Annotated in this window: 21 protein-coding genes; 11 read left to right on the forward strand and 10 right to left on the reverse strand. The window is 39.0% G+C overall.

All coding sequences use genetic code 11. The annotated features are described in order from the left end of the window. Positions 1-73: 73 nt before the first annotated feature. From rsmG to NFR51_RS05785, 6 genes are all read right to left on the reverse strand, one after another. Positions 74-787, reverse strand: coding sequence for a 16S rRNA (guanine(527)-N(7))-methyltransferase RsmG (gene rsmG, locus NFR51_RS05760; RefSeq protein WP_251712789.1), 714 nt, complete (start codon positions 785-787; stop codon positions 74-76). After that, positions 787-1,746 carry a polyprenyl synthetase family protein gene (locus NFR51_RS05765; protein ID WP_251712790.1) on the reverse strand — a complete coding sequence of 320 codons (960 nt, stop codon included), beginning with the start codon at positions 1,744-1,746 and terminating at the stop codon, positions 787-789. The genes rsmG and NFR51_RS05765 overlap by 1 nt, the downstream gene beginning before the upstream one ends. After that, a complete protein-coding gene (locus NFR51_RS05770; RefSeq protein ID WP_251712791.1) occupies positions 1,737-2,267 on the reverse strand; it encodes a Gx transporter family protein in 531 nt (176 codons plus the stop codon). Before NFR51_RS05770 ends, NFR51_RS05765 begins: the two co-directional genes overlap by 10 nt. Further along, a complete protein-coding gene (locus NFR51_RS05775) occupies positions 2,264-2,659 on the reverse strand; it encodes a NusG domain II-containing protein (protein ID WP_251712792.1) in 396 nt (131 codons plus the stop codon). Before NFR51_RS05775 ends, NFR51_RS05770 begins: the two co-directional genes overlap by 4 nt. A 97-nt stretch (positions 2,660-2,756) precedes the next feature. Beyond that, positions 2,757-3,683: a UTP--glucose-1-phosphate uridylyltransferase GalU gene (gene galU / locus NFR51_RS05780; protein ID WP_251712793.1), complete on the reverse strand. Its 927-nt coding sequence runs from the start codon at positions 3,681-3,683 to the stop codon at positions 2,757-2,759. Between the two features lie 25 nt (positions 3,684-3,708). Then, positions 3,709-4,728: an NAD(P)H-dependent glycerol-3-phosphate dehydrogenase gene (locus tag NFR51_RS05785; RefSeq protein WP_251712794.1), complete on the reverse strand. Its 1,020-nt coding sequence runs from the start codon at positions 4,726-4,728 to the stop codon at positions 3,709-3,711. 318 nt (positions 4,729-5,046) lie between these two features. Here NFR51_RS05785 and NFR51_RS05790 point away from each other — a divergent pair, with 318 nt between their 5' ends. The 7 genes from NFR51_RS05790 to NFR51_RS05820 all read left to right on the forward strand — a co-directional run bounded on the left by NFR51_RS05790 (position 5,047) and on the right by NFR51_RS05820 (position 13,326). Then, entirely contained in the window at positions 5,047-5,625 is a 579-nt protein-coding gene (locus NFR51_RS05790) for a 5-bromo-4-chloroindolyl phosphate hydrolysis family protein (protein WP_251712795.1), read from the forward strand. A gap of 9 nt (positions 5,626-5,634) precedes the next feature. After that, the gene (locus tag NFR51_RS05795) at positions 5,635-6,801 is read left to right on the forward strand and encodes a toxic anion resistance protein (protein WP_251712796.1); all 1,167 of its coding nucleotides are present in this window, start codon (positions 5,635-5,637) and stop codon (positions 6,799-6,801) included. Between the two features lie 100 nt (positions 6,802-6,901). After that, a complete protein-coding gene (gene nagA, locus NFR51_RS05800) occupies positions 6,902-8,053 on the forward strand; it encodes an N-acetylglucosamine-6-phosphate deacetylase (RefSeq protein WP_251712797.1) in 1,152 nt (383 codons plus the stop codon). A 253-nt stretch (positions 8,054-8,306) separates the two neighbouring features. Beyond that, the gene (pfkA, locus tag NFR51_RS05805) at positions 8,307-9,335 is read left to right on the forward strand and encodes a 6-phosphofructokinase (protein WP_202230980.1); all 1,029 of its coding nucleotides are present in this window, start codon (positions 8,307-8,309) and stop codon (positions 9,333-9,335) included. Between the two features lie 110 nt (positions 9,336-9,445). Further along, the gene (gene pyk, locus NFR51_RS05810) at positions 9,446-10,954 is read left to right on the forward strand and encodes a pyruvate kinase (RefSeq protein ID WP_202230981.1); all 1,509 of its coding nucleotides are present in this window, start codon (positions 9,446-9,448) and stop codon (positions 10,952-10,954) included. A 249-nt stretch (positions 10,955-11,203) separates the two neighbouring features. Beyond that, on the forward strand, positions 11,204-12,181 hold the full coding sequence (locus tag NFR51_RS05815) for an L-lactate dehydrogenase (RefSeq protein ID WP_237459985.1): 978 nt from the start codon (positions 11,204-11,206) through the stop codon (positions 12,179-12,181). Positions 12,182-12,306: 125 nt separating this feature from the next. Then, positions 12,307-13,326, forward strand: a complete 1,020-nt coding sequence (locus tag NFR51_RS05820; RefSeq protein WP_251712798.1) for an Rgg family transcriptional regulator — start codon at positions 12,307-12,309, stop codon at positions 13,324-13,326. Between the two features lie 571 nt (positions 13,327-13,897). Here the strand turns inward: NFR51_RS05820 and NFR51_RS05825 are convergent. The 4 genes from NFR51_RS05825 to NFR51_RS05840 all read right to left on the reverse strand — a co-directional run bounded on the left by NFR51_RS05825 (position 13,898) and on the right by NFR51_RS05840 (position 19,339). Further along, positions 13,898-14,851, reverse strand: coding sequence for an ABC transporter permease (locus NFR51_RS05825; protein ID WP_251712799.1), 954 nt, complete (start codon positions 14,849-14,851; stop codon positions 13,898-13,900). Beyond that, complete coding sequence (locus NFR51_RS05830; RefSeq protein ID WP_202230984.1) at positions 14,851-15,921, reverse strand: ABC transporter permease; 1,071 nt, start codon at positions 15,919-15,921, stop codon at positions 14,851-14,853. The genes NFR51_RS05825 and NFR51_RS05830 overlap by 1 nt, the downstream gene beginning before the upstream one ends. Next, positions 15,905-17,434, reverse strand: a complete 1,530-nt coding sequence (locus tag NFR51_RS05835; RefSeq protein ID WP_251712800.1) for an ABC transporter ATP-binding protein — start codon at positions 17,432-17,434, stop codon at positions 15,905-15,907. Before NFR51_RS05835 ends, NFR51_RS05830 begins: the two co-directional genes overlap by 17 nt. 279 nt (positions 17,435-17,713) lie before the next feature. Beyond that, positions 17,714-19,339, reverse strand: coding sequence for an Rqc2 family fibronectin-binding protein (locus NFR51_RS05840; protein ID WP_251712801.1), 1,626 nt, complete (start codon positions 19,337-19,339; stop codon positions 17,714-17,716). Between the two features lie 103 nt (positions 19,340-19,442). On the opposite strand from NFR51_RS05840, the gene queG reads away from it, so the two are divergent. The 4 genes from queG (at position 19,443) to ftsX (ending at position 23,635) form a co-directional block, all read left to right on the forward strand. Continuing rightward, positions 19,443-20,507, forward strand: a complete 1,065-nt coding sequence (gene queG / locus NFR51_RS05845; protein WP_251712802.1) for a tRNA epoxyqueuosine(34) reductase QueG — start codon at positions 19,443-19,445, stop codon at positions 20,505-20,507. A 204-nt stretch (positions 20,508-20,711) separates the two neighbouring features. Further along, on the forward strand, positions 20,712-21,809 hold the full coding sequence (gene prfB / locus NFR51_RS05850) for a peptide chain release factor 2 (protein ID WP_251712803.1): 1,098 nt from the start codon (positions 20,712-20,714) through the stop codon (positions 21,807-21,809). Between the two features lie 205 nt (positions 21,810-22,014). Then, complete coding sequence (gene ftsE, locus NFR51_RS05855) at positions 22,015-22,707, forward strand: cell division ATP-binding protein FtsE (protein ID WP_251422258.1); 693 nt, start codon at positions 22,015-22,017, stop codon at positions 22,705-22,707. After that, on the forward strand, positions 22,700-23,635 hold the full coding sequence (gene ftsX / locus NFR51_RS05860) for a permease-like cell division protein FtsX (RefSeq protein ID WP_202230990.1): 936 nt from the start codon (positions 22,700-22,702) through the stop codon (positions 23,633-23,635). Before ftsE ends, ftsX begins: the two co-directional genes overlap by 8 nt. Positions 23,636-23,723 lie beyond the last annotated feature (88 nt).

Consider the following 23,723-nt stretch of genomic DNA (forward strand, 5'->3'; position numbering starts at 1 on the left):
TTGGCGACAGTATTGTTTAGCTGTCTTAAGCGTTTTTCATTTTTTCGGTATTTATGTCATTGGGGAAAGTTTATTAAAGAGGTTTTTTATTTGGAGTGCCTGCTTTACGTGGGTACTTTTTGGGTGTTTCTTTTTTCTTTTCAATGATAGCAATATGGCGCTCGTCACCGTTGGGAAGTTGATAATCTATCTGCTCAATGAATTTGCTGCCCAAAACAGCAATAGCGTTTTTAGCATCGTTAAGTTCTTCGTCAAACTTAGCAGCTTTAAGTGACAATAAGCGTCCATTTTTCATGAGGAAGGGAAGCGTAAGCTCAGAAAGTACGTTAAGTCGAGCAACCGCACGTGCCGTCACGATATCAAACTGTCCACGGTAGTCGGGATTTTGTCCAAAGTCCTCAGCACGACCATGCAGTAATGTAATATGTTCCAGATCTAGCTCATTAGTCAAAAGTGACAAGAAGTTAATTCTCTTGTTTAGGGAATCAATAATTGTAACCTGTAATTCCGGAAAAATAATCTTCATTGGTAAACTTGGGAAACCAGCTCCAGCACCAATATCAAGGATTTTTAGCGGTTCATTCTGAATGAGCCTATAGAGAATCGGCGCTACAGAATCATAGAAATGTTTGAGGAAAACTTCTTTTTTCTCTGTAATTGCTGTGAGGTTAATTTTCTCATTCCATTCAACGAGAAGCTCAAAATAGCGTTCAAACTGTTCCTTTTGTTGTTCACTTAAGAAAATATCAAAAGCTTCAAGTTGCGTGTAAAATTCTTCAGGGTTCATTATAAGTTCCGTTCCAAAAGTTTTTTTGTAATAGTGCTGAGATTATCACGAGTATCCCCCTCAGGCAGTTTATTGATTAGCCTGAGGGCTTTGTTTGTATAATCTTTGGCTAAATCTTTGGTTTTAGTGAGTGCTCCAGATTCTTGAATAAAGGTATAAACTTCATCAAATTGTTCATTCTGAATTAAAGCTTTAACATGTTCATGGTTTATTTCTAAAGCGAAGAGAACAGGAGCAGAAAAGATGCCTTGTTTAATGTCTTCGTGTACAGGTTTACCCAGAGTTTCGCTGTTACTAGCATAATCGAGATAATCATCCATAATTTGAAAGGCAATACCAATATCCATGCCGATATTATAAGCGAGTTCAGATAAGTGAACCTTTTTCATAATGAGAGGAGCGATTGATGATGACATAGCAAAAAGTTCACCTGTTTTACCAGAAATATTTTGGAGATAGTCATCCATTGTTTGTTCAAAATCAAAATGTTTATTCAATTGCCCCAGCTCACCACCAAGTAATCTTTCAATAGAACCGATGTTTTTTGTCAGATTGGGCAAATCAAAGGAATATTTTGCTAAAAGTTTGAAAACAGCAACAAATAAATAGTCGCCAGCATAAACTGCAATAGACGGATTGTACTTTTTAGATAAGGTCTCCACACCACGTCGCGTGTCTGCTTGATCTACAATATCATCATGGATAAGTGTTGCAGTATGCAGCATTTCGACACTGGCAGCCAAGGCAATTTTATGTTTATTGTCCATAGTTGTAAAATCAGCAAACATCAATAAGTAAGCAGGGCGCAGCATTTTACCGCCTGCATCAAAGAGATCAAAAATAGCCGACTTAATGTCTTCATTTTTGATGCCAACTTGTTGCTTCATTAACTTTTGAACCTTAGTTAATGAGGCTCTTAATTTTGGATATTCTGACCAAATTGTATTTTTTACGTCCATTTTTTACTTTCTTTGATAAATAATAACTGAATTGGTTCTACCCGCTGAATAAGTTGATTGCCTCCGACACCAATAGCAAATCCTGCAAGCATTCCGAAAAAAGATAGCCAAGGTAAATAGAGCAGCACTGTGCTTGTTCCTGCTAAAAGTGAGGCAATAGCAAGCTGTCCTAGATTGTGAAAGAAACCACCCACAACAGAAATACCAATGAGAGAAACCCGGCGCGGTCCTAACTGTTTCATGAGATACATCGCCAAGAGACTTAGAACTGCTCCAGCGGCAGAGTAGATAAAAACAGAAAAACCAGTGAATAGTGCTGTAATCAGTAACCGCAAAATTTGCATTGTCCAAACTTTACGCCAGTTGAGGGTAAAGATTGCAATAATCATAACCAGATTGGCTAAACCAACTTTTGCTCCGGGAGCAAAAGCGAAAAAAGAGGGGATCCAACTCTCAAAAATTCCCATGACAACAGCGGCTGAAGTGAGTAGAGCCACATAGATATTTTCTTTTACATTCATCCGTTATAGTCTACTCCCGAATCTTGTTGTCCACTGACAACTTCAATGACCAAGTGATGCGGCAAGCAAACAATCGTCTCGCCAACTTTTGCAATAAAACCACGTTGTACATCTATTTGGTCAGGACAAGAGGCTTTAATGACAGCGATAGCTCCGTCTTTTACTTGGATTTCATTATAATCTCCATCATCAGAGTGATAGGTCCAGCTCTGGTTCTTGTTTAGGTCAAAGGTTCGAATTACTTTTCCTTGAATACGCAGCTGAGCTTTTGCTCCAGTATCCTCACTCGGTGTAAGAAAGAAAACAGAAAATGAAGCAGTAAGCAAGGTAAGAATAATGACAATATCCAGAGCTTTAATCTTGATTTCTTTGAAAAATTTCATCTCCTCCATGATAGCATAAATTAGACAAAATAAGAAGTTTGGAATAGTTTTGTCATGCTAGATAAAAGGTTACAAAAAGCTGTCCCATTTCTCGGACAGCTTTACATCATTTTTCAGTTTTTGCTTCGGCTTTTGAAAGTTCTTTGGCTTTTGCGATGATATAATTTTGCAGTTCATTCTTGATTTGTGGATGGTTGAGCCCATACTCTATAGTTGTTTCGACAAAACCAAACTTGTCTCCAACATCATAACGCTTACCTGTAAACTCATGTGCAAAGACACGTTGGGTTTTGTTTAAAGTTTCAATGGCATCGGTCAATTGGATTTCATTTCCTGCACCAGGTTTTTGTCTTTCTAAAATTTGGAAAATCTCAGGAGTTAAGAGGTAACGACCAATGATAGCAAGATCAGAAGGAGCATCTTCAACAGCTGGTTTTTCAACGAATTCTGCTACATTATAGAGACCCTTAGAAACTTCACCTTCAGGGGCGATGACACCGTATTTATCTACATCCTCGTGTGGAACTTTCATGACTGCAATTGTAGAAGCATGAGTTTTTTCATAATCGGCAATCAATTCTTTTGTTAAAGGAGTCCCGTCTCCCATGATATTCATGAGATCATCGCCAAGCATAACCACAAAAGGCTCATCTCCAACAAAGGCCTTCGCTTGAAGAACCGCATGTCCAAGTCCCATAGGATGACTTTGACGAATGAAATGAAGATTGATGTCAGTTGTTTCTTCAACGAGTTTTAGAAGTTCAGTTTTACCTTTTTCTCTGAGATTTTGCTCCAATTCGATATTTGAATCAAAGTGATCTTCGATAGGACGCTTTGCTTTGCCGGTAACGATAAGGATGTCTTCAATACCAGATTTTAGAGCTTCTTCAACAATAAATTGAATTGTTGGCTTATCAACAATAGGTAACATTTCCTTGGCGAGAGCCTTTGTTGCTGGAAGAAAGCGTGTCCCAAGCCCCGCTGCAGGAATAATTGCTTTTCTTACTTTTTGTTTTTGAACAGTTTTAGTCATTTTGAAAAAGTTTCTCCTTTTTAGTTTAAATGCTGAATTCGTTTTCAGCGCGTGTTTCGCGTCTCATGATATCTAAGATACCTTCACGTGCATCCAAATCTTCATAAAGAACTTTGTAAATTGTTTCTGTGATTGGCATATCAATGTTCATACTCTGAGCGAGCTCGTAGGCAGCCTTAGTTGTTGATACCCCTTCGATTACCATCCCCATATTTTTTTCAATATCTGGGAGCTTTTCACCGCGTCCAAGTGCATCACCAGCACGCCAGTTTCGTGAATGAATCGAAGTTCCAGTAACAATCAAGTCGCCTACACCAGATAAACCGCTGTAAGTGAGGGGCTGAGCTCCCATAGCGACTCCTAAACGTGTAATCTCGGCTAAACCACGTGTGATGATTGCTGCTTTGGCATTATCACCAAAACCAAGACCGTGCAAAGCACCAGCACCAACAGCAATAATATTTTTCAAAGCACCCGCTGTTTCTACACCAATAACATCAGTGTTGGTGTAAAGCCGGAAATAATCATTGGAAAAAATTTCTTGCGCATATTTAGCCGTTGCTAAATCGTTTGAGGCAGCAGAGATTAAAGTAATGTCACGCCGAATTGTTTCTTCGGCATGCGATGGACCAGAAACCACAACAATTTCACTTCGGTATTCTTCTGGAATTTCTTCCTCAAGTATTGAAGAAATACGTTTGTGAGTCCCCTGTTCGAGCCCTTTAGATGCATGCATAACTGTCACTTTATGTTTAAGGACTTGGGCGACTTGTTGAGCAACCAAGCGTGTTACTTTTGTTGGAACTACGAAGAGAAGAGCATCAGCATCAGCCAAGGCAACTTCAAGATCTGTGTAGGCCGAAATATTTTGATTCAAAGTAATTCCCTTGAAGTAACGTTCGTTGGTATGCTTTTCATTAATTTCAGCAATTTGGTCAACATTATTTCCCCAAATACGTACTTCATGCCCATTGTCATTAAGAACCTGTGAAAGAGCAGTTCCCCATGATCCAGGACCAAGCACGGCAATTTTTTGTGGATTCATACTTTTTCCTTTACTAGTATATCGTAGCTACTAAGAGCCCAAGACATTCTCATTTTACCACAATATGTATTAAAATTCACTGAAAACATGAAAGCCTTTTAAAAGCAGAATGAAAAGCTATCGCGTATAAGTCCGATAAAAAAGACATGTCCTTGATTAACATTTCTCAAACTAAGCTTATCCTCTGTTTGAAATCATACGAAAGTCTGAAAAGTTTTTCTCAGAATATGATAAAATTAAAGTATAGCCATTTGGCTGATGAAAATGAAATAAGAAAAGAAAGCTTGTTATAACAGGAGACAAGAACGGAGGCTAAAAATGCATATGACAGGGATTATGATGAATGGAATGTCTGGATTTATACGGACAATTCTAGTTCTACTAGTAGCACTTTGGCTTATAAGTTTGCTGAGAAGGAAAACTATAAAAAAGGATAAGCCAACGAAAAAGCCAGCACGTAAAGAGAATATCCAGCGCTACCAAGAAGCAGGGCTTTCTGAAAGCGACATTGAAATCTTTCGTGACACTCTAGCTGATGCTAAAGAGAATATTGAAAAATGGGAAGCAAACACGAAAAGAAGCGATGAGTTAGAAGTCGTTGATTCAGTAACAGGTGGTATTGAAGCAAGTAAACTCCTGTTCAAATATATTGTGCAGAATCCTACACAGTTAACGAAACAGAATGAATTTCTCTATAAAGACTTGCCAAATATGGTAAAATTAACCGAGAAGTATACTGAGATGCAAAAACAATCTGTAAAAACTCAAGAAATAGAGCGTGATATGGATGAAACATTGCTTTTGATTAAGACATTATCATCCAACATTTCTAAAAACTATCATGATATTTTGATGGATGATGTGAATGTCATTAAGCATGAAGTAAAGTTTGATTAAGGAGTAACAATGGAAAACCCTATTTTAGATGAATTAATTAATGATGATAAGGTTGTAAAAGAAGCAGAGGCTCTTTCGGAAAGTCAAAAGACAGAGTTGGTAGATATGCACCAAAGAGCATCTCTACGTGCAATAGATGCATTGAGTCCAGAAGAACTGGCCAAAGCTAAAGAATTAGCGAAGCAGTTGGATGAGAACAGCTCACAGTCAGTAATTGCTTATGGTGCAAATGCTCAAGATAAAATTTCGGCTTTTTCCCAAAGTGTTTTGGACAAGGTTCAAGCACAAGATTTGGGAGAAGTTGGTGGTTCTTTGACTGACTTAATGTATAATTTACAACAAGCTAACCCCAATGAACTTGTCGCTGAAAATAAAAGTGTTTTCCAAAGGATGTTTGGCAAGGTTAAAAAGTCAATTTTTGAGGTAACACAAAAATATCAAAAAATCGGTGCTGGTATTGACAAAATTTCAGCCAAGCTAAATAATGAGCAACAGGGCTTGTTGCAAGACAATGAAATGCTTGACAAGCTCTATGATGAAAATCTAAACTACTTTAAAGCACTCAATGTATACATTGCTGGTGCTGAACTCAAAATTGAAGAACTTGAGCAGGAAATTCTTCCAGCAGCACGACGAGAAGCGCAAGGGACAGGTGATGATGGGGCTCTCGCCGTTCAAAAAGTTAGTGATCTTGAGGCTTATAAAAATAGATTGGACAAGCGTGCACATGATTTACGCTTGGCTCGTCAACTGACGATTCAACAAGCACCGCAAATCCGCTTGATTCAAAATACGAATCAAGAGCTTGCGGAGAAAATTCAAACGTCAATCAATACTGCTATTCCACTTTGGAAAAATCAGGTTGCTATTGCCTTGACTTTGCTTAAGCAAAAGGATGCTTTGGCTAGTCAACGTATCGTCTCTGAAACAACAAATGATCTTCTTCGCAAGAACTCTGAAATGCTTAAGTCTTCAACTATCGAAGCAGCAGAAGAAAATGAACGTGGTCTTATTGATGTTGAAACGCTGAAAGTAACACAACAGAATCTCATTGACACGATTCAGGAAACAATGCGTATCCAGTCTGACGGACGTCAAAAACGTCAACAGTCTGAGCAAGAGCTAATCAAGATGGAAGATGAGATTAAGCAAAAATTGCTAGAATTATCTAAATAAAGAATAATAAAAAGTCGAGCATTGATATATACCAATTCTTGACTTTTTTATTGTTGAATGTTAGAATATTGGTGAATACAGAGCAGCGGAGGAGCGGGTTATGGCCTATTATATTAAAGCAGATAAATTTTTCTATCCCTATGAAGTGAAGACGGGTGGTTTCTTGCAGATTAGTAACGGTAAATTTGGACAATGGACAGCGGAGGCACCAGTCGGGTCAGAAATTTTAGATTATTCAGGACAAATCATTGCACCAGGATTAGTAGATACCCATATCCATGGTTTTGGTGGTGCAGATACTAATGATCGTAAGATTGAGGGCATCATCAAAACCATGAGTGAGGGGTTACTTGCTGCAGGAGTTACGAGCTTTTTCCCAACGGCTGTAACTGCTAGTCATGAAGAATTATTGGAAATTGCAGATGAAATCGGTTCAAATGTAGGCAAGGCAGCGGGAGCTAAAATTCGTGGTCTTTTCTTTGAAGGTCCTTACTTTACCGAGGAATTCAAAGGCGCTCAAAATCCTAAATATATGCGTGATCCTTCATATGACGAACTTGCACAATATGATGCAGCAGCAAAAGGGCTGCCGATTAAGATTGGTATTGCACCAGAACGTGAAGGGTCAACTGCCTTTGTTAAAGAAGCGGTGGAACATGGTTTTACTGTTGCACTTGGTCACTCAAACGCGACTTATGCAGATGCAGTAGCAGCTGTTCAAGCTGGTGCTTCAATGTGGGTACATGCCTTTAATGGTATGCGTGGTCTTAATCACCGTGAGCCTGGCATGGTTGGTGCGGTGTTCAACTTGCCAAATACTTATGCGGAACTTATTTGCGATGGTTTTCATGTGCGCCCAGAAGCATGTCAAATTTTGATGCGTGAAAAAGGCACGGACCATATCGTATTGATTACCGATTCAATGCGTGCAGCAGGGCTGAGTGATGGAGAATACTATCTTGGTGAGTTTCCAGTTATTGTTAAAGATGGAGCTGCACGTTTGAAAGAAGGTGGCAATCTTGCAGGCTCCATTCTGCTTCTCAAAGATGCAGTGAAAAATGTTGTGGACTGGCAAATTGCAACAGCAGCTGAAGCGATTAAAATGGCTTCCTTAAACGCTGCGAAGTCTGTAAAAATCGATAATCTATGTGGTCAAATCGAAGAAGGTTTGGATGCGGACTTTATTGTTCTTGACGAACATCTTGAACTTGTTGCAACTTATCTTGATGGCGTGAAACGTTATCAAGCTTAATATTATGAAAGGAAAAGTTGTCTATAAGAGCACCTTTTTTTATTTGACAGTCTAGAAAATAGACTTATAAACAGTAGGAATTTTTTGCGAGTTGAAAACCATTACATTTAGCAAAGTGCAAATAAAAACGCTATCATAGCGTTTTAAAGAGATTTTTTTTTCATATCGTGATATAATAAACATGAAACAAAAATTGAACTTTAAATTTGCTTTTGCAAATTAAGTATCGGATATGATGGAGGAAAAAACTTTAATGAAACGCATTGCAGTTTTGACTTCTGGTGGTGATGCACCAGGTATGAACGCAGCCATTCGTGCTGTTGTTCGTAAAGCGATTTCTGAAGATATCGAAGTTTACGGTATCAACCACGGCTATGCAGGGATGGTAGCAGGCGATATTTTCCCACTGACATCAGCAAGTGTTGGTGATAAAGTTGGACGTGGTGGTACTTTCTTGTATTCAGCGCGTTTCCCAGAGTTTGCTCAACTTGAAGGGCAGCTTGCGGGTATTGAACAACTTAAGAAGCACGGCATTGAAGGTGTCGTTGTTATTGGTGGTGACGGTTCTTATCATGGTGCTATGCGTTTAACTGAACATGGCTTCCCTGCAGTAGGGCTTCCTGGTACTATCGATAACGACATTGTTGGTACAGACTTTACTATTGGGTTTGATACAGCTGTATCAACAGTTGTTGATGCTATTGACAAAATTCGTGATACGTCATCATCTCATCACCGGACTTTTGTCGTTGAAGTTATGGGACGTAATGCTGGAGATATCGCTCTTTGGTCTGGTATAGCAGCAGGGGCTGATGATATTGCAATTCCTGAGAAAGAATTCAAATTTGAAAGCATCGTTCGTAACATCAAGTCAGGTTATGCGAAAGGGAAAAATCACCACATCATCGTTGTTGCTGAAGGCGTTATGTCGGGTGAAGAATTTGCCATGAAACTCAAAGCTGCTGGTGACGATTCTGACCTTCGTGTCTCTGTGCTTGGTCACATTCAACGTGGTGGTTCACCTACACCGCGAGATCGCGTTCTCGCATCTCGTATGGGCGCACGTGCGGTTGAACTACTTCGTGATGGCATCGGTGGGGTTGCTGTCGGCATTCGTAATGAAAAACTTGTCGAAAGCCCAATCCTTGGTACTGCAGAAGAAGGGGCACTTTTCAGTCTGACAGAAGAAGGTAAAATCGTTGTTAACAATCCGCATAAAGCTGGATTGGAACTCTATCGTTTAAATGCTGATTTAAACAATCTTGACATCAAATTTAATTAAGTTATTAGTTATCATCTTGTCTAGATATTTTTGTGCTCATCTAAAATATAGGGTATTCACATTTTACTAGGTAAGAGGTATATTTATATAAAATAGGAGAATTACTCAAAATGAACAAACGCGTAAAAATTGTCTCAACACTTGGACCTGCGGTAGAAACTCGTGGCGGTAAAAAATTCGGAGAAAAAGGATACTGGGCAGAAGAACTTGATGTTGAAACATCAGCACAAACAATTGCAGATTTAATCAATGAAGGTGCAGATGTTTTCCGTTTCAACTTCTCACATGGTGACCACGCGGAGCAGGCTGCACGTATGGCGACTGTTCTTCGTGCTGAAGAAATTGCCGGTCGTAAAGTTGGGTTCTTGCTTGATACAAAAGGTCCTGAGATGCGTACTGAAGTATTCGAAGATGGTGCAGACGAATACAAATATGTTACTGGTGATAAATTCCGTGTTTCTACAAAACAAGGTTTGAAATCAACACGTGATAATATTGCTTTGAATGTTGCTGGTGGATTGGACATCTTTGACGATGTTGAGGTAGGTCAAACAATCCTTATCGATGATGGTAAATTGGGACTTACAGTAGCTGCTAAAGACGTTGAAGCACGTGAATTTGATGTTGTGGCACAAAACGATGGTGCTATCGGTAAACAAAAAGGTGTTAACATTCCTAACACTACAATTCCTTTCCCCGCGCTTGCAGAACGTGACAACGACGATATCCGTTTCGGACTTTCACAACCAAATGGTTTGAACTTCATCGCAATCTCATTCGTACGTACTGCTAAAGACGTTAACGAAGTACGTGCTATTCTTGAAGAAACTGGTAATACACACGTACAACTTTTGGCTAAGATTGAAAATCAGCAAGGTATTGATAACCTTGATGAAATCATAGATGCAGCTGATGGTATCATGATTGCCCGTGGTGATATGGGTATTGAAGTACCGTTCGAGATGGTTCCTGTGTTCCAAAAAGAAATCATCCGTAAAGTTAACCAAGCAGGTAAGGTTGTTGTTACAGCGACAAACATGCTTGAATCTATGACTGAAAAACCACGTGCAACACGTTCAGAGATTTCTGACGTCTTCAACGCAGTTATTGATGGTACTGATGCAACAATGCTTTCAGGTGAGTCTGCGAATGGTAAATACCCACGCGAATCAGTTCGTACAATGGCTACCGTTAACAAAAATGCTCAAACATTGTTGAAAGAGTACGGTCGCCTTCACCCAGAAAACTGTGATAAAGATTCAGTAACGGAAGTTGTTGCTTCAGCAGTTAAAAATGCTGCAGAATCAATGGAGGTTAAACTTATTGTTGCTTTGACTGAGTCAGGGGCAACTGCGCGTTTGATTTCTAAATATCGTCCAGAAGCTGATATTTTGGCAATCACCTTTGACGAAAAAGTCGAGCGTGGACTTATGATTAACTGGGGTGTTATCCCAATGCTTATGGATAAACCAGATTCAACAGATGATATGTTTGAAGTAGCTGAGAGAGCTGCACTAGCTTCTGGTCTAGTAGAGTCAGGTGATAATATCGTTATTGTTGCTGGTGTACCAGTTGGTTCAGGCCGTACAAATACCATGCGTATCCGTACAATCAAATAATTTTCAAGAGTTTATTCTAAGATTAATCGCCTGTAAAAGGCGTTTTTTCATATAATAAAAGGCTGCTGCTACCAATAAAAAGCAAAAATATACTTTGTTTTTCAGTCAATAACTTCAGCTATTTATGATAATTAAAATGTAAGCGTTACAATGTGATATAAATCACTTTCTAATGTGACAGGATTGTGAAAAAATGCTATAATAGTACAGTAAACATTATTATTGCATTCAGGAAAGGAATGAACAATTATGACTAAACAACATAAAAAAGTTATCCTCGTTGGTGATGGTGCCGTAGGTTCAAGCTATGCTTTTTCACTTGTAAACCAAGGAATTGCGCAAGAATTAGGTATCGTAGATATTTTCAAAGAAAAAACACAAGGTGATGCAGAAGACCTTTCACACGCACTTGCGTTTACTTCTCCTAAAAAAATCTACTCTGCGGATTATTCTGATGCTCATGATGCTGACTTGGTTGTGTTGACTTCTGGTGCACCACAAAAACCAGGTGAAACGCGTTTGGATCTCGTTGAGAAGAACTTGCGTATCACTAAACAAGTGGTTACTGAGATTGTAGCTTCTGGTTTTGATGGTATCTTCCTTGTTGCTGCTAACCCTGTTGATATCTTAACTTATGCAACATGGAAATTCTCAGGTTTCCCTAAAGAACGCGTGATTGGTTCAGGAACTTCACTTGACTCTGCACGTTTCCGTCAAGCTTTGGCAGAAAAACTTGATATTGATGCACGTTCAGTTCATGCTTATATCATGGGTGAGCACGGAGATTCAGAGTTTGCTGTATGGTCACACGCTAACGTTGCCGGTGTTAATCTTGAAGAATTCCTTAAAGATAGCCGTGGCGTAAAAGAAGAAGAATTGGTTGAACTTTTCGAGTCAGTTCGTGATGCTGCCTACTCTATCATTGAGAAGAAAGGTGCAACTTTCTATGGTATCGCTGTAGCCTTAGCACGTATCACTAAAGCTATCCTTGACAATGAAAATGCTGTATTGCCACTCTCAACTTTCCAAGAGGGACAATATGAAGGCGTTGAAGATCTTTACATTGGTCAACCAGCTATCGTTGGTGATAAAGGTATCGTTCGCCCAGTAAACATTCCATTGAACGATGCTGAATTGCAAAAAATGCAAGCCTCAGCTAAGCAGCTTAAAGAAATTTTGGACGAAGCTTTCTCTAAAGAAGAATTTGCATCAGCTGCTAAAAATTAGTATTTATTGGAAAAATGCCCAGTATTTGGGTATTTTTTTTGTTATTTTTATCATTTTTTTTCGTATTAAGCATAGAGAAGTAAAAATATATGGAAAGAGATAGAAATATAGGATAAATGAGTACTATGAATTATGGAGAACTTTTTCAAAAAATAAGAAAAGCGAGAAAGGTCTCCCTAAAGGAAATGGAAGATATTGTACCTCGGAGAACTTTGACAAGATATGAAAAAGGAGAAACTGATTTTCCTATATCTAAGCTAGAAGCATTATTACAGAGGTTAGATTTTAGTCTAGATGATTTTTATCATGCAACACATGATAAAAAAATATATCCAAGGTATGGAAAGGTATTTAAGAGATTAAGAGAACAAAGAGGATTTTCCCTCCAAGATTTCTCAGATATTCCAGTGACAAGTCATCAGATTAAACTGTTTGAGACAAGTATAATCATGTTGGGGTTTGACACAATATATGCCATGTTGCAAGAGATGAACATTAGTCTACAAGATTATAGTTTCTTGCTCAATAAGGGAGCAGAAGAACCCTTTGGCGCTTTGCTTCAAGACATTGATGGTGCTTATTATAAGGGAGATAAGCCTGCTCTCCAAAAATTTTATCTTGAAACGAAAGAATGTGGGAGATTTTTGTTTCTATCCCTAAGTATCAAAGTTCTTTTAGAGAAAATTTCTTGTGAGGAGATCAGGGAACTGGAGGGGTTCTTCATGACAGTAGATTTATGGACAAATTATGAACTCTTTGTTTTTCAGCATACCGCATATCTCCTGAGTTCAAGTAATCTAAAATTGATATGTACAGATATTCTAAGTTTAAAATATCTCTTTGAGGATCGCTTTTTTTGTCAACGACGATTAGCATTAGCAGGACTGAAAATTGCACTGTCACGAATAAAAAGAAAAAAATCTATAGCAGCCAGATATTTTTTAGATTTTTCCAAGGAGTTTTTACGGGAGTCGGATGAGCTGACTAAGACAACTTATCATTTTGTGGAAAGTTTATACAGCTATAGAGAAACAGGAGAAGAAAGACACAAAGTGATTATGCAGGAAGTCTGTGATATGTCCCTTAAGCAAAACGGACTCATGAAGGAGTGGTATCAGGAAAATTATGAAAAATTAATAAAATAGGACACATTTGGCATGGTTTAATTTTTTGCCTAAATTTCAATGTATAATAGATGTGTAAGGAAGTTTTTGTAAAAAAATAATTTATAAAGGAGATTAAATCGTACAACCAGAAGAAGACAAAAAGAAAGGAAATATTATGAGAAAAATTATTACCAGTCTCTACAGTTTATGCAGAAGGGAGAGCAAGTGATTCTTTCCACATATGACTTAAATTACATCATTGCAATGCCTGTTCGAACATCTAATGTAAAAGTTAATCATAGCAGGCAGGCAACAGCACGGTTTGGCTTCAATACTCCAATACATAATGTGCTCTCTTGGACAGGATGGGTCCGAGTAAGGCTAGATAATTCGAATAGAATAGTGGTTTATAATAATTGATCATAGTCAGCATTATTTTTATAGTAACACTTGTTTTAATCCTCACACTTGTTTATTTCCTCAAAAAACTTATTTCAAAAATAAATAAGTAACCATCCAGAATGATGAGATAAATGAAGAGGTTGTAGAAAACTCCATAGTCTTACAAGAACACAAAAAAAGCATTTCAGACTTGAAATGCTTTTATGACTTATTTTGTTTTGATATAGTTGACACCATCAGCTTTAGGCGCAACAGCTTTTCCGAGGAAGGCAGCGAGAACGATGATAGTTACAACGTATGGCGCCATTTGAAGGAAAGCAGAAGGTATTTCTTTAATCACAGGAATTTGTCCACCTACTACAGCCAGTGATGTTGAGAGACCGAAGAGAAGGGAGGCAAGCATTGCTCCAATAGGATTCCACTTACCAAAAATCATCGCTGCTAACGAGATGAACCCTTGTCCAGCAATGGTCGCTACAGAGAAGTTTCCTGAGATAGATTGTGCGTAGATAGCTCCACCGATACCACCGAGGATACCAGAGATGATTACGCCGGAGTAACGCATAAGGTAAACATTAATACCTAAAGTATCTGCTGCTTGAGGATTTTCACCAACAGAGCGAAGGCGGAGACCGAATTTCGTTTTAAAGAGAATATACCAAGAAAGAAAGGCAACAAGAATTGCAATGAATCCTGGTAGTGAAGTTTGTGAGAAAAATATTTGTCCAATTACTGGAATTTTCGATAGGACGGGGAAATTCCAGTAACCGATTTGGTTGCTGATGTTGACTTGACCTGCATGGTAGAAAGTTTGAATCAAGAAAACGCCAAGTGCAGGTGCCATCAAGTTAAGGACAGTACCAGATACGATATGATCGGCACGGAAGTTAATTGTTGCAACAGCATGGATGAGAGAGAAAATACCACCGACAAAGGCTCCAAAGAGAATACCCAGCCAAGGTGTGAGATCACCAAAGCTTTCACTGAGAGCGAGGTTAAAGACAACAGAACTGAATGCTCCCATTGTCATGATTCCTTCTAACCCAACGTTGACAATACCGCCACGTTCGGAGAAAACACCACCAATACTTGTAAAAATTAAGGGTGTTGAGTAAATGAGCATATTTGCAACTATAATTTGTAGTGTGTCTACAACATTCATTATGCTTTTTCTCCTTTCTTCTTAACATTTGGGAGAACCTTTTCGATAATAAATTTAACGGCGATAAAGAAGATAATTGTAGCTGTCACGATTTGTACAATTTGTGGCGGAATATTATCAATATTACTCATGTTACCTGAGCCTGTTTGAAGCATTGAGAATAAGAAGGCAGCAAACAGAATTCCTACTGGGTTTGTTTCGCCCAAGAGGGCAACAGCCATACCGTTGAAACCAATATCAAGTGTTACTGATTGGGTCACGAAGTTTTGCATATATCCGAAGCCGTAAACGACGCCTCCAAGACCTGAGAGAGCACCAGCTACTATCATAGACATGATGATGGTACGTTTTGCTGAAATTCCTGCATATTCAGAAGCATCTGGATTTAACCCAACTGCTTTGATTTCGAAACCAAGCGTTGTTTTTGAAAGGACAATGGCCATAATAATCAGAACGATTAGGGCAATGAAGAGTCCAATGTTCAAGGTAGAATTATTGGTTAAATCAGACAGCCAGGCTGTACGGAAAGAAGCATTTGAACTGATTAATTGTGTTTGGTCACTTGAGTTTGGCATCATAATCTTTGAACTAAAGACATCATGAATCAAGAATGTTGACATGAAGAGGATGACATAGTTAAGCATGATGGTAGTAATGACTTCTGATGTTCCAAGAAAAGCACGCAAGATACCAGGAATAGCCCCCATGAGCGCACCGAAGAACATCCCGATAATAATTACTAAAGGAAGCATTATCGGTTTGGGGATATCAGGGAAACTCAAAGCGAACCACATGGACATAATCCAACCAGCAAGCGCTTGGCCGGACATACCAATATTGAAGAGACCAGCCTTCATACCTACTGAAAAACCTAAGGCACAAAGGATTAAAGGTCCCATTGTTTGAAGTGTTTCACCAATGGCACGTGGTGTACCAAAGGCACCGATAATTAAATCTTCGTAACCATAAATGGGATTAAATCCGAAGAGGAGCATGATAATTGCACCAATCGCAAAACCCGAAAGAACGGCAATGACAGGTACAAGGATTTTTTTAGTTTTGCTGTTCATTAATATTACCTCCGACCATAAGAATTCCGAGCTCTTGTTTGCTTGTGGTTTCAGGATTTACAATTCCTTGGATTTGTCCGTCATGAATTACAGCAATACGGTCAGAAACGTTAAGGATTTCATCGAGTTCAAAAGAAACAACGAGAACTGCTTTACCTTCATCACGTGCTTGAATCAAGCGCTTATGGATGTATTCAATGGCACCGACATCAAGTCCACGGGTCGGTTGAGCAACAATGAGTAAATCAGGATTGCGATCAACTTCACGTGCAATAACGGCTTTTTGTTGGTTTCCGCCTGAGAGTGATTTGAAAGGAATGATCTCGCTAGCACCACGAACGTCAAACTCTTCCATGAGTTCACGGGCCTTGGCGTTGATTTTGTTGTAGTCAAGGAAACCGTATTTACTTAATGGGGCTTTATAGTAAGTCTGAAGAGCAATGTTTTCTGCAACAGTCATCTCAAGGATAGCACCGTCACGATGACGGTCTTCGGGAACATGTCCAACAGAATCTTCAATAATTTTACGTGGTTTATGTGTTGTGATATCTTTTCCTTTGAGTTTAACAGAACCAGAGTCAATTTTCATCAAACCTGTGATTGCTTTGACTAGTTCGGTTTGACCATTTCCGTCAATACCTGCAAGCCCGACGATTTCACCAGCACGTACGTCTAGGGAAAGTCCCTTAACAGCAAAAGAGCCACGTTTTTCTTTAACGGAGATGTTGTCTATGGAAAGCACGACTTCCTGAGGATTTGCAGCTTCTTTCTCCGTTTTGAACGAAACGGAACGCCCCACCATCATCTCAGCAAGTTCTTTGTTTGACTTATCACCCAGCTCAACAGTTTCAATAGAAACACCACGACGAATAACGGTAATACGATCTGCTACAGCACGAATCTCATCAAGTTTGTGGGTGATAAGGATAATAGACTTACCTTCCTTAACCAAATTACGCATGATGGACATGAGTTCAGTGATTTCAGAGGGGGTCAACACGGCTGTGGGCTCATCAAAAATTAAGATATCTGCGCCACGATAAAGTGTTTTCAATATCTCTACGCGTTGTTGTTGTCCTACAGATATATCGCGAACAAGCGCATCTGGTTCGACAGCAAGTCCATAACGTTGAGACAATTCAACAATCTTGTTTCGAGCTGTTTTTAGGTCAAGGCTTAGACCTTTTGTTACTTCACTTCCCAGCATGATGTTTTCAGTAACGGTAAAGGCATCAATCAGCATAAAGTGTTGATGAACCATACCGATACCAAGCTGTGAAGCTTTTGTCGGGGAGTCTATTTGCTCAAGTTTGCCGTTAACATGAATCTCACCTTCTGTAGGTTCCAGAAGACCAGAGAGCATGTTCATCAAAGTTGATTTACCGGCACCATTTTCACCGAGCAAAGCATGAATTTCACCTTTTTTCAGCTCCAAGTTGATTTTGTCATTTGCGACAAAGTCACCAAACTTTTTGGTAACGTTAATCATTTGGATAACATTTTCGTTGGCCATGGCGGCTCCTTCTAAAAATTTTTATGGCATAATGACTAAAGTTAAAATTAAAAAGAGAAACTTACTGAAAGCCCCAATATAACTACACTTCAGACAAAATAATTACATTTCATTATAACAAATAAAAGGGCTTTTATAAAGAACTTTCTGTATCAAAGTATAAAACGCCTTCGCGAGATGTCAAAAATTTCCGTATTTCAAAGGAGTTTTGACAATTTTTACAAAAATACAAAAATATTGGGGGCTAAAGAAAAATTCACAAAAATATTTATGAACTTTTTACTTTATCCTTGCCTTTTTGATTCGCGTTTCATCTGGAGTGACACGAATGGTTTTTTGTCCTGTATAAGTCACAAAACCAGGAGGGGTTCCTGTTGGTTTATGGAGTTTCTTAACATCAATCATATCAACCTGAACCAGGTTGGAATAACGGGCTTTAGAGAAGTATGCAGCGAGTTCTCCTGCGAAAGTGATGGTTTCATCGGAAGGGTTAGGATTGCCAGTGATTAACACATGTGAGCCAGGAATATCTTTAACGTGGAACCAAAGATCCCCTTTACGGCTGAGTTTGAAACTGACTTGTTCATTTTGGAGATTGTTCTTTCCTACCAAAATAACCGTACCATCCTCTGCCTGATATTTTTCTGGTGGAAGCATTTTTTGCTTTTTATTGTTGCGATGTCTGGCTTTAATAAATCCTGTTTGGATTAACTCCTCACGAATATCTGTAATTTCGACCACGTCAGCATGGGTAAGATTGGCTTCAACAGATTCGAGATAAGCAATAGTTTGTTTGGTGTTTTTGATTTGCTCATCTAAAAATTTTACGGCCTGTTTTAGTTTTTGATAGCGGTGAAAGTAACGCTGTGCATTTTGTGAAGGACTGAGTGCGAGATTGAGGCTAATCGTAATGGGTTTATTTGTATAGTAATTATCAAGTATTACCTCAGGTTTATCGTTGGGGACTTGATGCAGAAATGTTGTCAATAACTCGCCTTTTTGCCGAAAAATTTCAGCATTTTCAGTTGCACGTAATTCAGCTTCCTGTTTCTTTAGCTTGTCACGATTTTTCTTGAGTTCATTTTGAACTTTTTTGATGACTTCACTTGCAACCTGCTTTACACGGTCGCGTTCAGCTTTATCCGCATAGTAAACATCAAGCATCTCAGACAAATTGGAAAAGGCTTGATAGTTTTCGTTTAATTTGATAGCGGAAAACTTATCATTGGGGTAGATAGAAGGAAGAACTGTATAGAGCCTCTCCTTAAACTCAGGAAGTGTCAATCCTTCTAAAGCTTGAAGACTATCACGACCAATACCTTGGAAAGTGTCTTGGAGTTTATGTGTCTGTAAGGCTTCAAAAATCTTTTCATCTGAGGCATGGAAAGGGTCTATCTTTTCTGTTGTAGGTGGTGCAATGTAAGTTGAGCCAGGAAGAAGTGTTCGGTACTGGTTTTGAGAAAAGCCAACGTGTTTAATGGTTTCGATAATTTTATTGCTGCTTTTATCCATGAGGATAATGTTACTGTGTTTCCCCATGATTTCGGCAACCAGTGCAATCTGCATAGAATCACCAATCTCATCCTTGGTTGAGATATGGAAAATTAATTGGCGATCATTGCCTACTTGCTCGATCTCTTCAATAAAAGCACCAGAGAGGTACTTGCGTAAAATCATGACAAAATTATTGGGATTTTGCGGATTTTGAAATTCGGTCTTTGTGATTTGAATGCGTCCAAAGGTTGGATGTGCCGAAAGTAATAGTTTATGTGAAATCCGTCCTGAACGTACAGTTAAAAGAAGTTCTTGTTCAAATGGCTGATTGATTTTTTGGATTCGTCCTCCTTTGAGAACTTCGGAAATTTCAGCTGTCATATGATGTAAGAAAATACCGTCGAAAGCCATATTTTACCCCGTGTTTCTTAATAATCTAAAGCTTATTTTACCATAATTATTGAAACTGCTGTTAGAAATTATGTTAAGATGGGTATAAAGAAAGGGTTAAGCGATGAAAAGTTTAAAAGAAGAAATCCAAAAACTTGCGGTGGAACTTAATATTCAGAAAATTGGTTTTAGCAAAGCGGATGATTTTGAGTATCTGCGTGCGTCTTTGATTGAACAAAAAGAGGCGGGGCATACATCAGGGTTTGAACATAAAAATCTTGATGAACGTCTGCAACCTAGGTTGTCTTTAGAGGATGCAAAAACGATTATCTCGATTGGTATCGCTTATCCAAATAAAGCTGAGAGTAAGCCGCAAAAGACGGCGTTTCGCCGTGGTTCCTTTTCACGAGGCAGCTGGGGCGAAGATTATCACCATGTCCTACAGAAAAAATTAAAAGATTTGGCTGAAGGAATAGAGCAGTTGGCGGGTTCTTTTAATTACAAAGCAATGGTTGATACGGGGGCTCTCATTGATGTGGCAGTAGCTGCGCGTGCTGGTCTTGGATTTATCGGAAAAAATGGCCTGCTCGTGAGTAAGGAATATGGTTCCTGGTTGTTTTTAGGGGAGTTAGTGACAAACCTAGAGATTGAGGCGGATCAACCTGTGGACTACGGGTGTGGCTCTTGTACACGTTGTGTAGATTTTTGCCCGACAAGTGCTCTATTAGGAGATGGGCGGCTTAATGCACAACGCTGTTTGTCTTACCAAACCCAAACGCGCGGCGCCATGCCAGAGGAATTTCGTGAAAAAATTAAAACCGTCATCTATGGTTGTGATATATGTCAAGTTGTATGTCCCTATAATAAGGGGATAAATAGTCATTTTCATCCAGAAATGGAGCCGGATCCTGAATTGACAAACCCTGAGTTACTCCCACTCTTGGACTTGTCAAACAAGGCCTTCATGGATAAATTTGGAAATATGGCTGGAAGCTGGCGTGGGAAAAATCCGATTCAGCGTAATGCCATTTATGCGCTGGGCAATGCCAATGATCGCACAGCTTTGCCTAAATTACATGATATTGCTGAAAATGATGTCCGAGATTATATAGTTGATGCAGCAGAATGGGCCATTGAAAAACTTGAAAATAAACACAAAATCAGACGAAGAGAAAAAGAGGAGCATTAATGTCACTTTTACAGCCGATAAAATTTTGTCAATATGCCAGAAAATAGACAAGGCGAAAAAATCAAACTGTAATATGATTGCTCAACGTTTTTATTCTTTTGCACATTATTGGAATTTGGATGGGGCTTTCATTTTCTGTGAAAATTCCGTGAACAGCATTTGGTCTACTGTCTTTTTTGGGACAAATATGATAAAATGGAGCTTATGGAACTATCTGAAATGAGAAACAAGCTAGAGTCTTATGGGCAGAAAGTCGAGGACTTTCGGAGTTCGCTTGACCTAGATCGTCTAGAAGAAGAAATTGCTTTGCTTGATAATGATATGGCAGAGCCAGACTTTTGGGATGATAATGATGCAGCTCAAAAGGTTATTGATGAATCTAATGCACTTAAGGCTAAGTACGAAAACTTCATGTCTATTGCAAGACTGCATGAAGACAGCGAGGTCTTGTTGGAGATGCTTCAAGAAGAAACTGATGAAGATATGCAGGATGAACTTGAAGAGAATATCGAAAAACTGGACAAGAAGATTGAAACTTATGAATTAGAAATCATGCTCAATCAACCCTATGACCACATGAATGCGATTTTAGAAATTCATCCGGGGTCAGGAGGGACAGAGTCTCAAGACTGGGGCAGCATGCTCATGCGTATGTATGAACGCTGGGGCGCCGCTCATGGCTTCAAAGTTGAAATTTTGGATTATCAAGACGGTGATGTAGCTGGATTAAAGTCAGCTACATTAAAATTTGAGGGCCGCAATGCTTACGGCTTTTTACGTGGTGAAAAAGGCGTCCATCGTTTAGTGCGTATATCTCCCTTTGACTCACAAAATCGTCGTCATACTTCATTCACGTCTGTTGATGTCATGCCAGAGCTTGATGATACAGTCGAAGTAGATGTGCGAGATGCGGATATCAAGATGGATACCTTCCGCTCAGGCGGTGCAGGGGGACAGAATGTCAATAAAGTTTCCACGGGAGTCCGTTTAACACACATTCCTACAGGAATTGTTGTTGCCTCTACCATGGATCGTACACAGTATGGAAACCGTGATAAAGCTATGGCTATGCTGAAGTCTAAACTTTATCAGCTAGAAATGGACAAGAAACAAGCCGAAGTTGATGAACTTCGTGGAGATCAAGCAGATATTTCATGGGGAAGTCAAATTCGCTCTTATGTTTTTATGCCCTACCAGTTAGTTAAAGACACCAGAACAGAACACGAAACCGGACAAATTGACAAGGTAATGGATGGTGATTTGGATGGATTTATCCACGCCTATCTGCGTTGGAAAATGTAGATGAGTAATGTTTTAGAAAGTTTTTTGTAACTTCTCCGAAAATCAGTAATGTAATTTATACCTAAAAATCTTTTTATCTGGTATAATGAGAAGACCTTTGCTTTTTTGGAGTTGTAAACTCCTTATAAAAGGGTTTTCTTATTTCTATTTGTATAGAATAACATAGAAAAGAAGTTGCAAAACAATTCAATGGAGACTAAAGATAATGAATATTATTAAATTGAATAATGTATCAAAAAAGTACTCTAACGGAACGACAGCATTACGCAACATTTCTCTTGATATAGAAGCAGGAGAGTTTGTTTATATTGTTGGTCCGTCTGGAGCTGGTAAGTCGACCTTTATCAAACTGCTTTATCATGAGTTAAAGATTGACAAAGGAACAGGTATTGTTGCTAAATTTGACTTGATGAAACTTAAACGTCGTGATGTTCCTTTATTGCGTCGTTCTGTTGGTGTTGTCTTCCAAGACTACAAACTTCTACCTAAGAAAACAGTGTACGAAAATATCGCTTATGCGATGGAAGTTGTTGGTAAACGTCCACGCGAAATCAAAAAGCGTGTCAATGAAGTTTTAGATCTTGTTGGCCTTAAGCACAAATTGCGTTCTTTTCCTGATGAGCTTTCAGGTGGTGAGCAACAGCGTGTTGCCATTGCGCGTTCTATTGCCAATGCACCAAAGCTTTTAATTGCTGATGAGCCTACAGGGAACCTGGATCCAGAAAATTCATGGGAGATTATGAACTTGTTGGAAAAGATTAACCTGCAAGGAACGACTATTTTGATGGCAACACACAACAGCCAAATCGTAAATACATTACGTCACCGTGTTGTTGCTATTGAAAATGGACGCATTGTTCGAGATCAAGCGGAAGGAGATTACGGTTACGATGATTAGAAATTTCTTTAAACATTTGTTAGAATCACTGAAAAATCTCCGCCGTAATGGATGGATGACTGTAGCAGCAGTTTCTTCTGTCATGATTACTTTGACCTTGGTAGGAATCTTCTTATCCGTTATTTTAAATACAGCGAAGTTATCAAGCGATATTGAAAAAAATGTTCGTGTTGTTGCATATATGGAATTGAACGTTCATGATATGGACAAGCAAATAGAAGATCCTAAGAATGCTAATAAAAAAATCGATAACCCCAACTATCGAAAAATTTATTCAGAAATTGAAAAAATTCCAGCCATCCGTTCAGTTAAGTTTTCAAGTAAGGATGAGCAACTTAAGCAATTGACAGAAACACTAGGGAATGCGTGGTCTCTTTTCCAAGGCGATGCAAATCCCCTCTACGATGCTTATATTGTCGAAGCGGATAACCCACAGGATGTAGAAAAAGTTGCTCAGTCTATTGAAAAAATAGAAGGTATCCAATCTGCCAACTACGGTGGCGCCAATACAGAACGTATCCTTGCTTTAGGAAATAATGTTAAGATTTGGGGCGGGGCAGCTGCAGCACTTCTCATTTTGGTTGCCGTTTTCCTCATTTCAAATACAATTCGTATCACCATCATGTCACGTCAGCGTGAAATCCAAATCATGCGACTGGTTGGGGCACGTAACGGTTATATCCGTTGGCCTTTCTTCCTTGAAGGAGCTTGGGTGGGACTGCTTGGAGCAATTCTTCCGAGTGCTTTAATTGCTTGGCTTTATAATCTTGCGTTTTCAAGCTTTACGCCAAGCTTGAAGTCACAGAGTTTATACCTCTTGCCTGCACAAAGCTTTGTCCCAATGATGATTGGTTTGCTTTTCCTTATCGGAATCTTGATTGGCTCACTTGGAGCAGTCACTTCGATGCGTCGTTTCTTAAAAGTTTAAATATAATAAAAATAGAGCTTAAGCGCTGGTAGAAAGAACCCGCTTAAGCTTTTTTCGTTGTACAGAAGGTCTGCATGATAAAGAAGTT

This window comes from Lactococcus ileimucosae (assembly GCF_943193185.1).
In the GTDB taxonomy this organism is placed as follows: Bacteria; Bacillota; Bacilli; order Lactobacillales; family Streptococcaceae; genus Lactococcus; species Lactococcus ileimucosae.

Coding starts and splice junctions, on each gene's coding strand:
- ftsE (WP_251422258.1), top strand. CDS start 22,015: ATGAATATTATTAAATTGAATAATGTATCAAAAAAGTACTCTAACGGA.
- NFR51_RS05840 (WP_251712801.1), bottom strand. CDS start 19,339: ATGGCTTTCGACGGTATTTTCTTACATCATATGACAGCTGAAATTTCC.
- nagA (WP_251712797.1), top strand. CDS start 6,902: ATGGCCTATTATATTAAAGCAGATAAATTTTTCTATCCCTATGAAGTG.
- NFR51_RS05815 (WP_237459985.1), top strand. CDS start 11,204: ATGACTAAACAACATAAAAAAGTTATCCTCGTTGGTGATGGTGCCGTA.
- NFR51_RS05835 (WP_251712800.1), bottom strand. CDS start 17,434: ATGGCCAACGAAAATGTTATCCAAATGATTAACGTTACCAAAAAGTTT.
- NFR51_RS05830 (WP_202230984.1), bottom strand. CDS start 15,921: ATGAACAGCAAAACTAAAAAAATCCTTGTACCTGTCATTGCCGTTCTT.
- NFR51_RS05820 (WP_251712798.1), top strand. CDS start 12,307: ATGAATTATGGAGAACTTTTTCAAAAAATAAGAAAAGCGAGAAAGGTC.
- pyk (WP_202230981.1), top strand. CDS start 9,446: ATGAACAAACGCGTAAAAATTGTCTCAACACTTGGACCTGCGGTAGAA.
- ftsX (WP_202230990.1), top strand. CDS start 22,700: ATGATTAGAAATTTCTTTAAACATTTGTTAGAATCACTGAAAAATCTC.
- NFR51_RS05765 (WP_251712790.1), bottom strand. CDS start 1,746: ATGGACGTAAAAAATACAATTTGGTCAGAATATCCAAAATTAAGAGCC.
- NFR51_RS05770 (WP_251712791.1), bottom strand. CDS start 2,267: ATGAATGTAAAAGAAAATATCTATGTGGCTCTACTCACTTCAGCCGCT.
- NFR51_RS05775 (WP_251712792.1), bottom strand. CDS start 2,659: ATGGAGGAGATGAAATTTTTCAAAGAAATCAAGATTAAAGCTCTGGAT.
- queG (WP_251712802.1), top strand. CDS start 19,443: ATGAAAAGTTTAAAAGAAGAAATCCAAAAACTTGCGGTGGAACTTAAT.
- rsmG (WP_251712789.1), bottom strand. CDS start 787: ATGAACCCTGAAGAATTTTACACGCAACTTGAAGCTTTTGATATTTTC.
- NFR51_RS05790 (WP_251712795.1), top strand. CDS start 5,047: ATGCATATGACAGGGATTATGATGAATGGAATGTCTGGATTTATACGG.
- NFR51_RS05795 (WP_251712796.1), top strand. CDS start 5,635: ATGGAAAACCCTATTTTAGATGAATTAATTAATGATGATAAGGTTGTA.
- galU (WP_251712793.1), bottom strand. CDS start 3,683: ATGACTAAAACTGTTCAAAAACAAAAAGTAAGAAAAGCAATTATTCCT.
- NFR51_RS05825 (WP_251712799.1), bottom strand. CDS start 14,851: ATGAATGTTGTAGACACACTACAAATTATAGTTGCAAATATGCTCATT.
- pfkA (WP_202230980.1), top strand. CDS start 8,307: ATGAAACGCATTGCAGTTTTGACTTCTGGTGGTGATGCACCAGGTATG.
- NFR51_RS05785 (WP_251712794.1), bottom strand. CDS start 4,728: ATGAATCCACAAAAAATTGCCGTGCTTGGTCCTGGATCATGGGGAACT.
- prfB (WP_251712803.1), top strand. CDS start 20,712: ATGGAACTATCTGAAATGAGAAACAAGCTAGAGTCTTATGGGCAGAAA.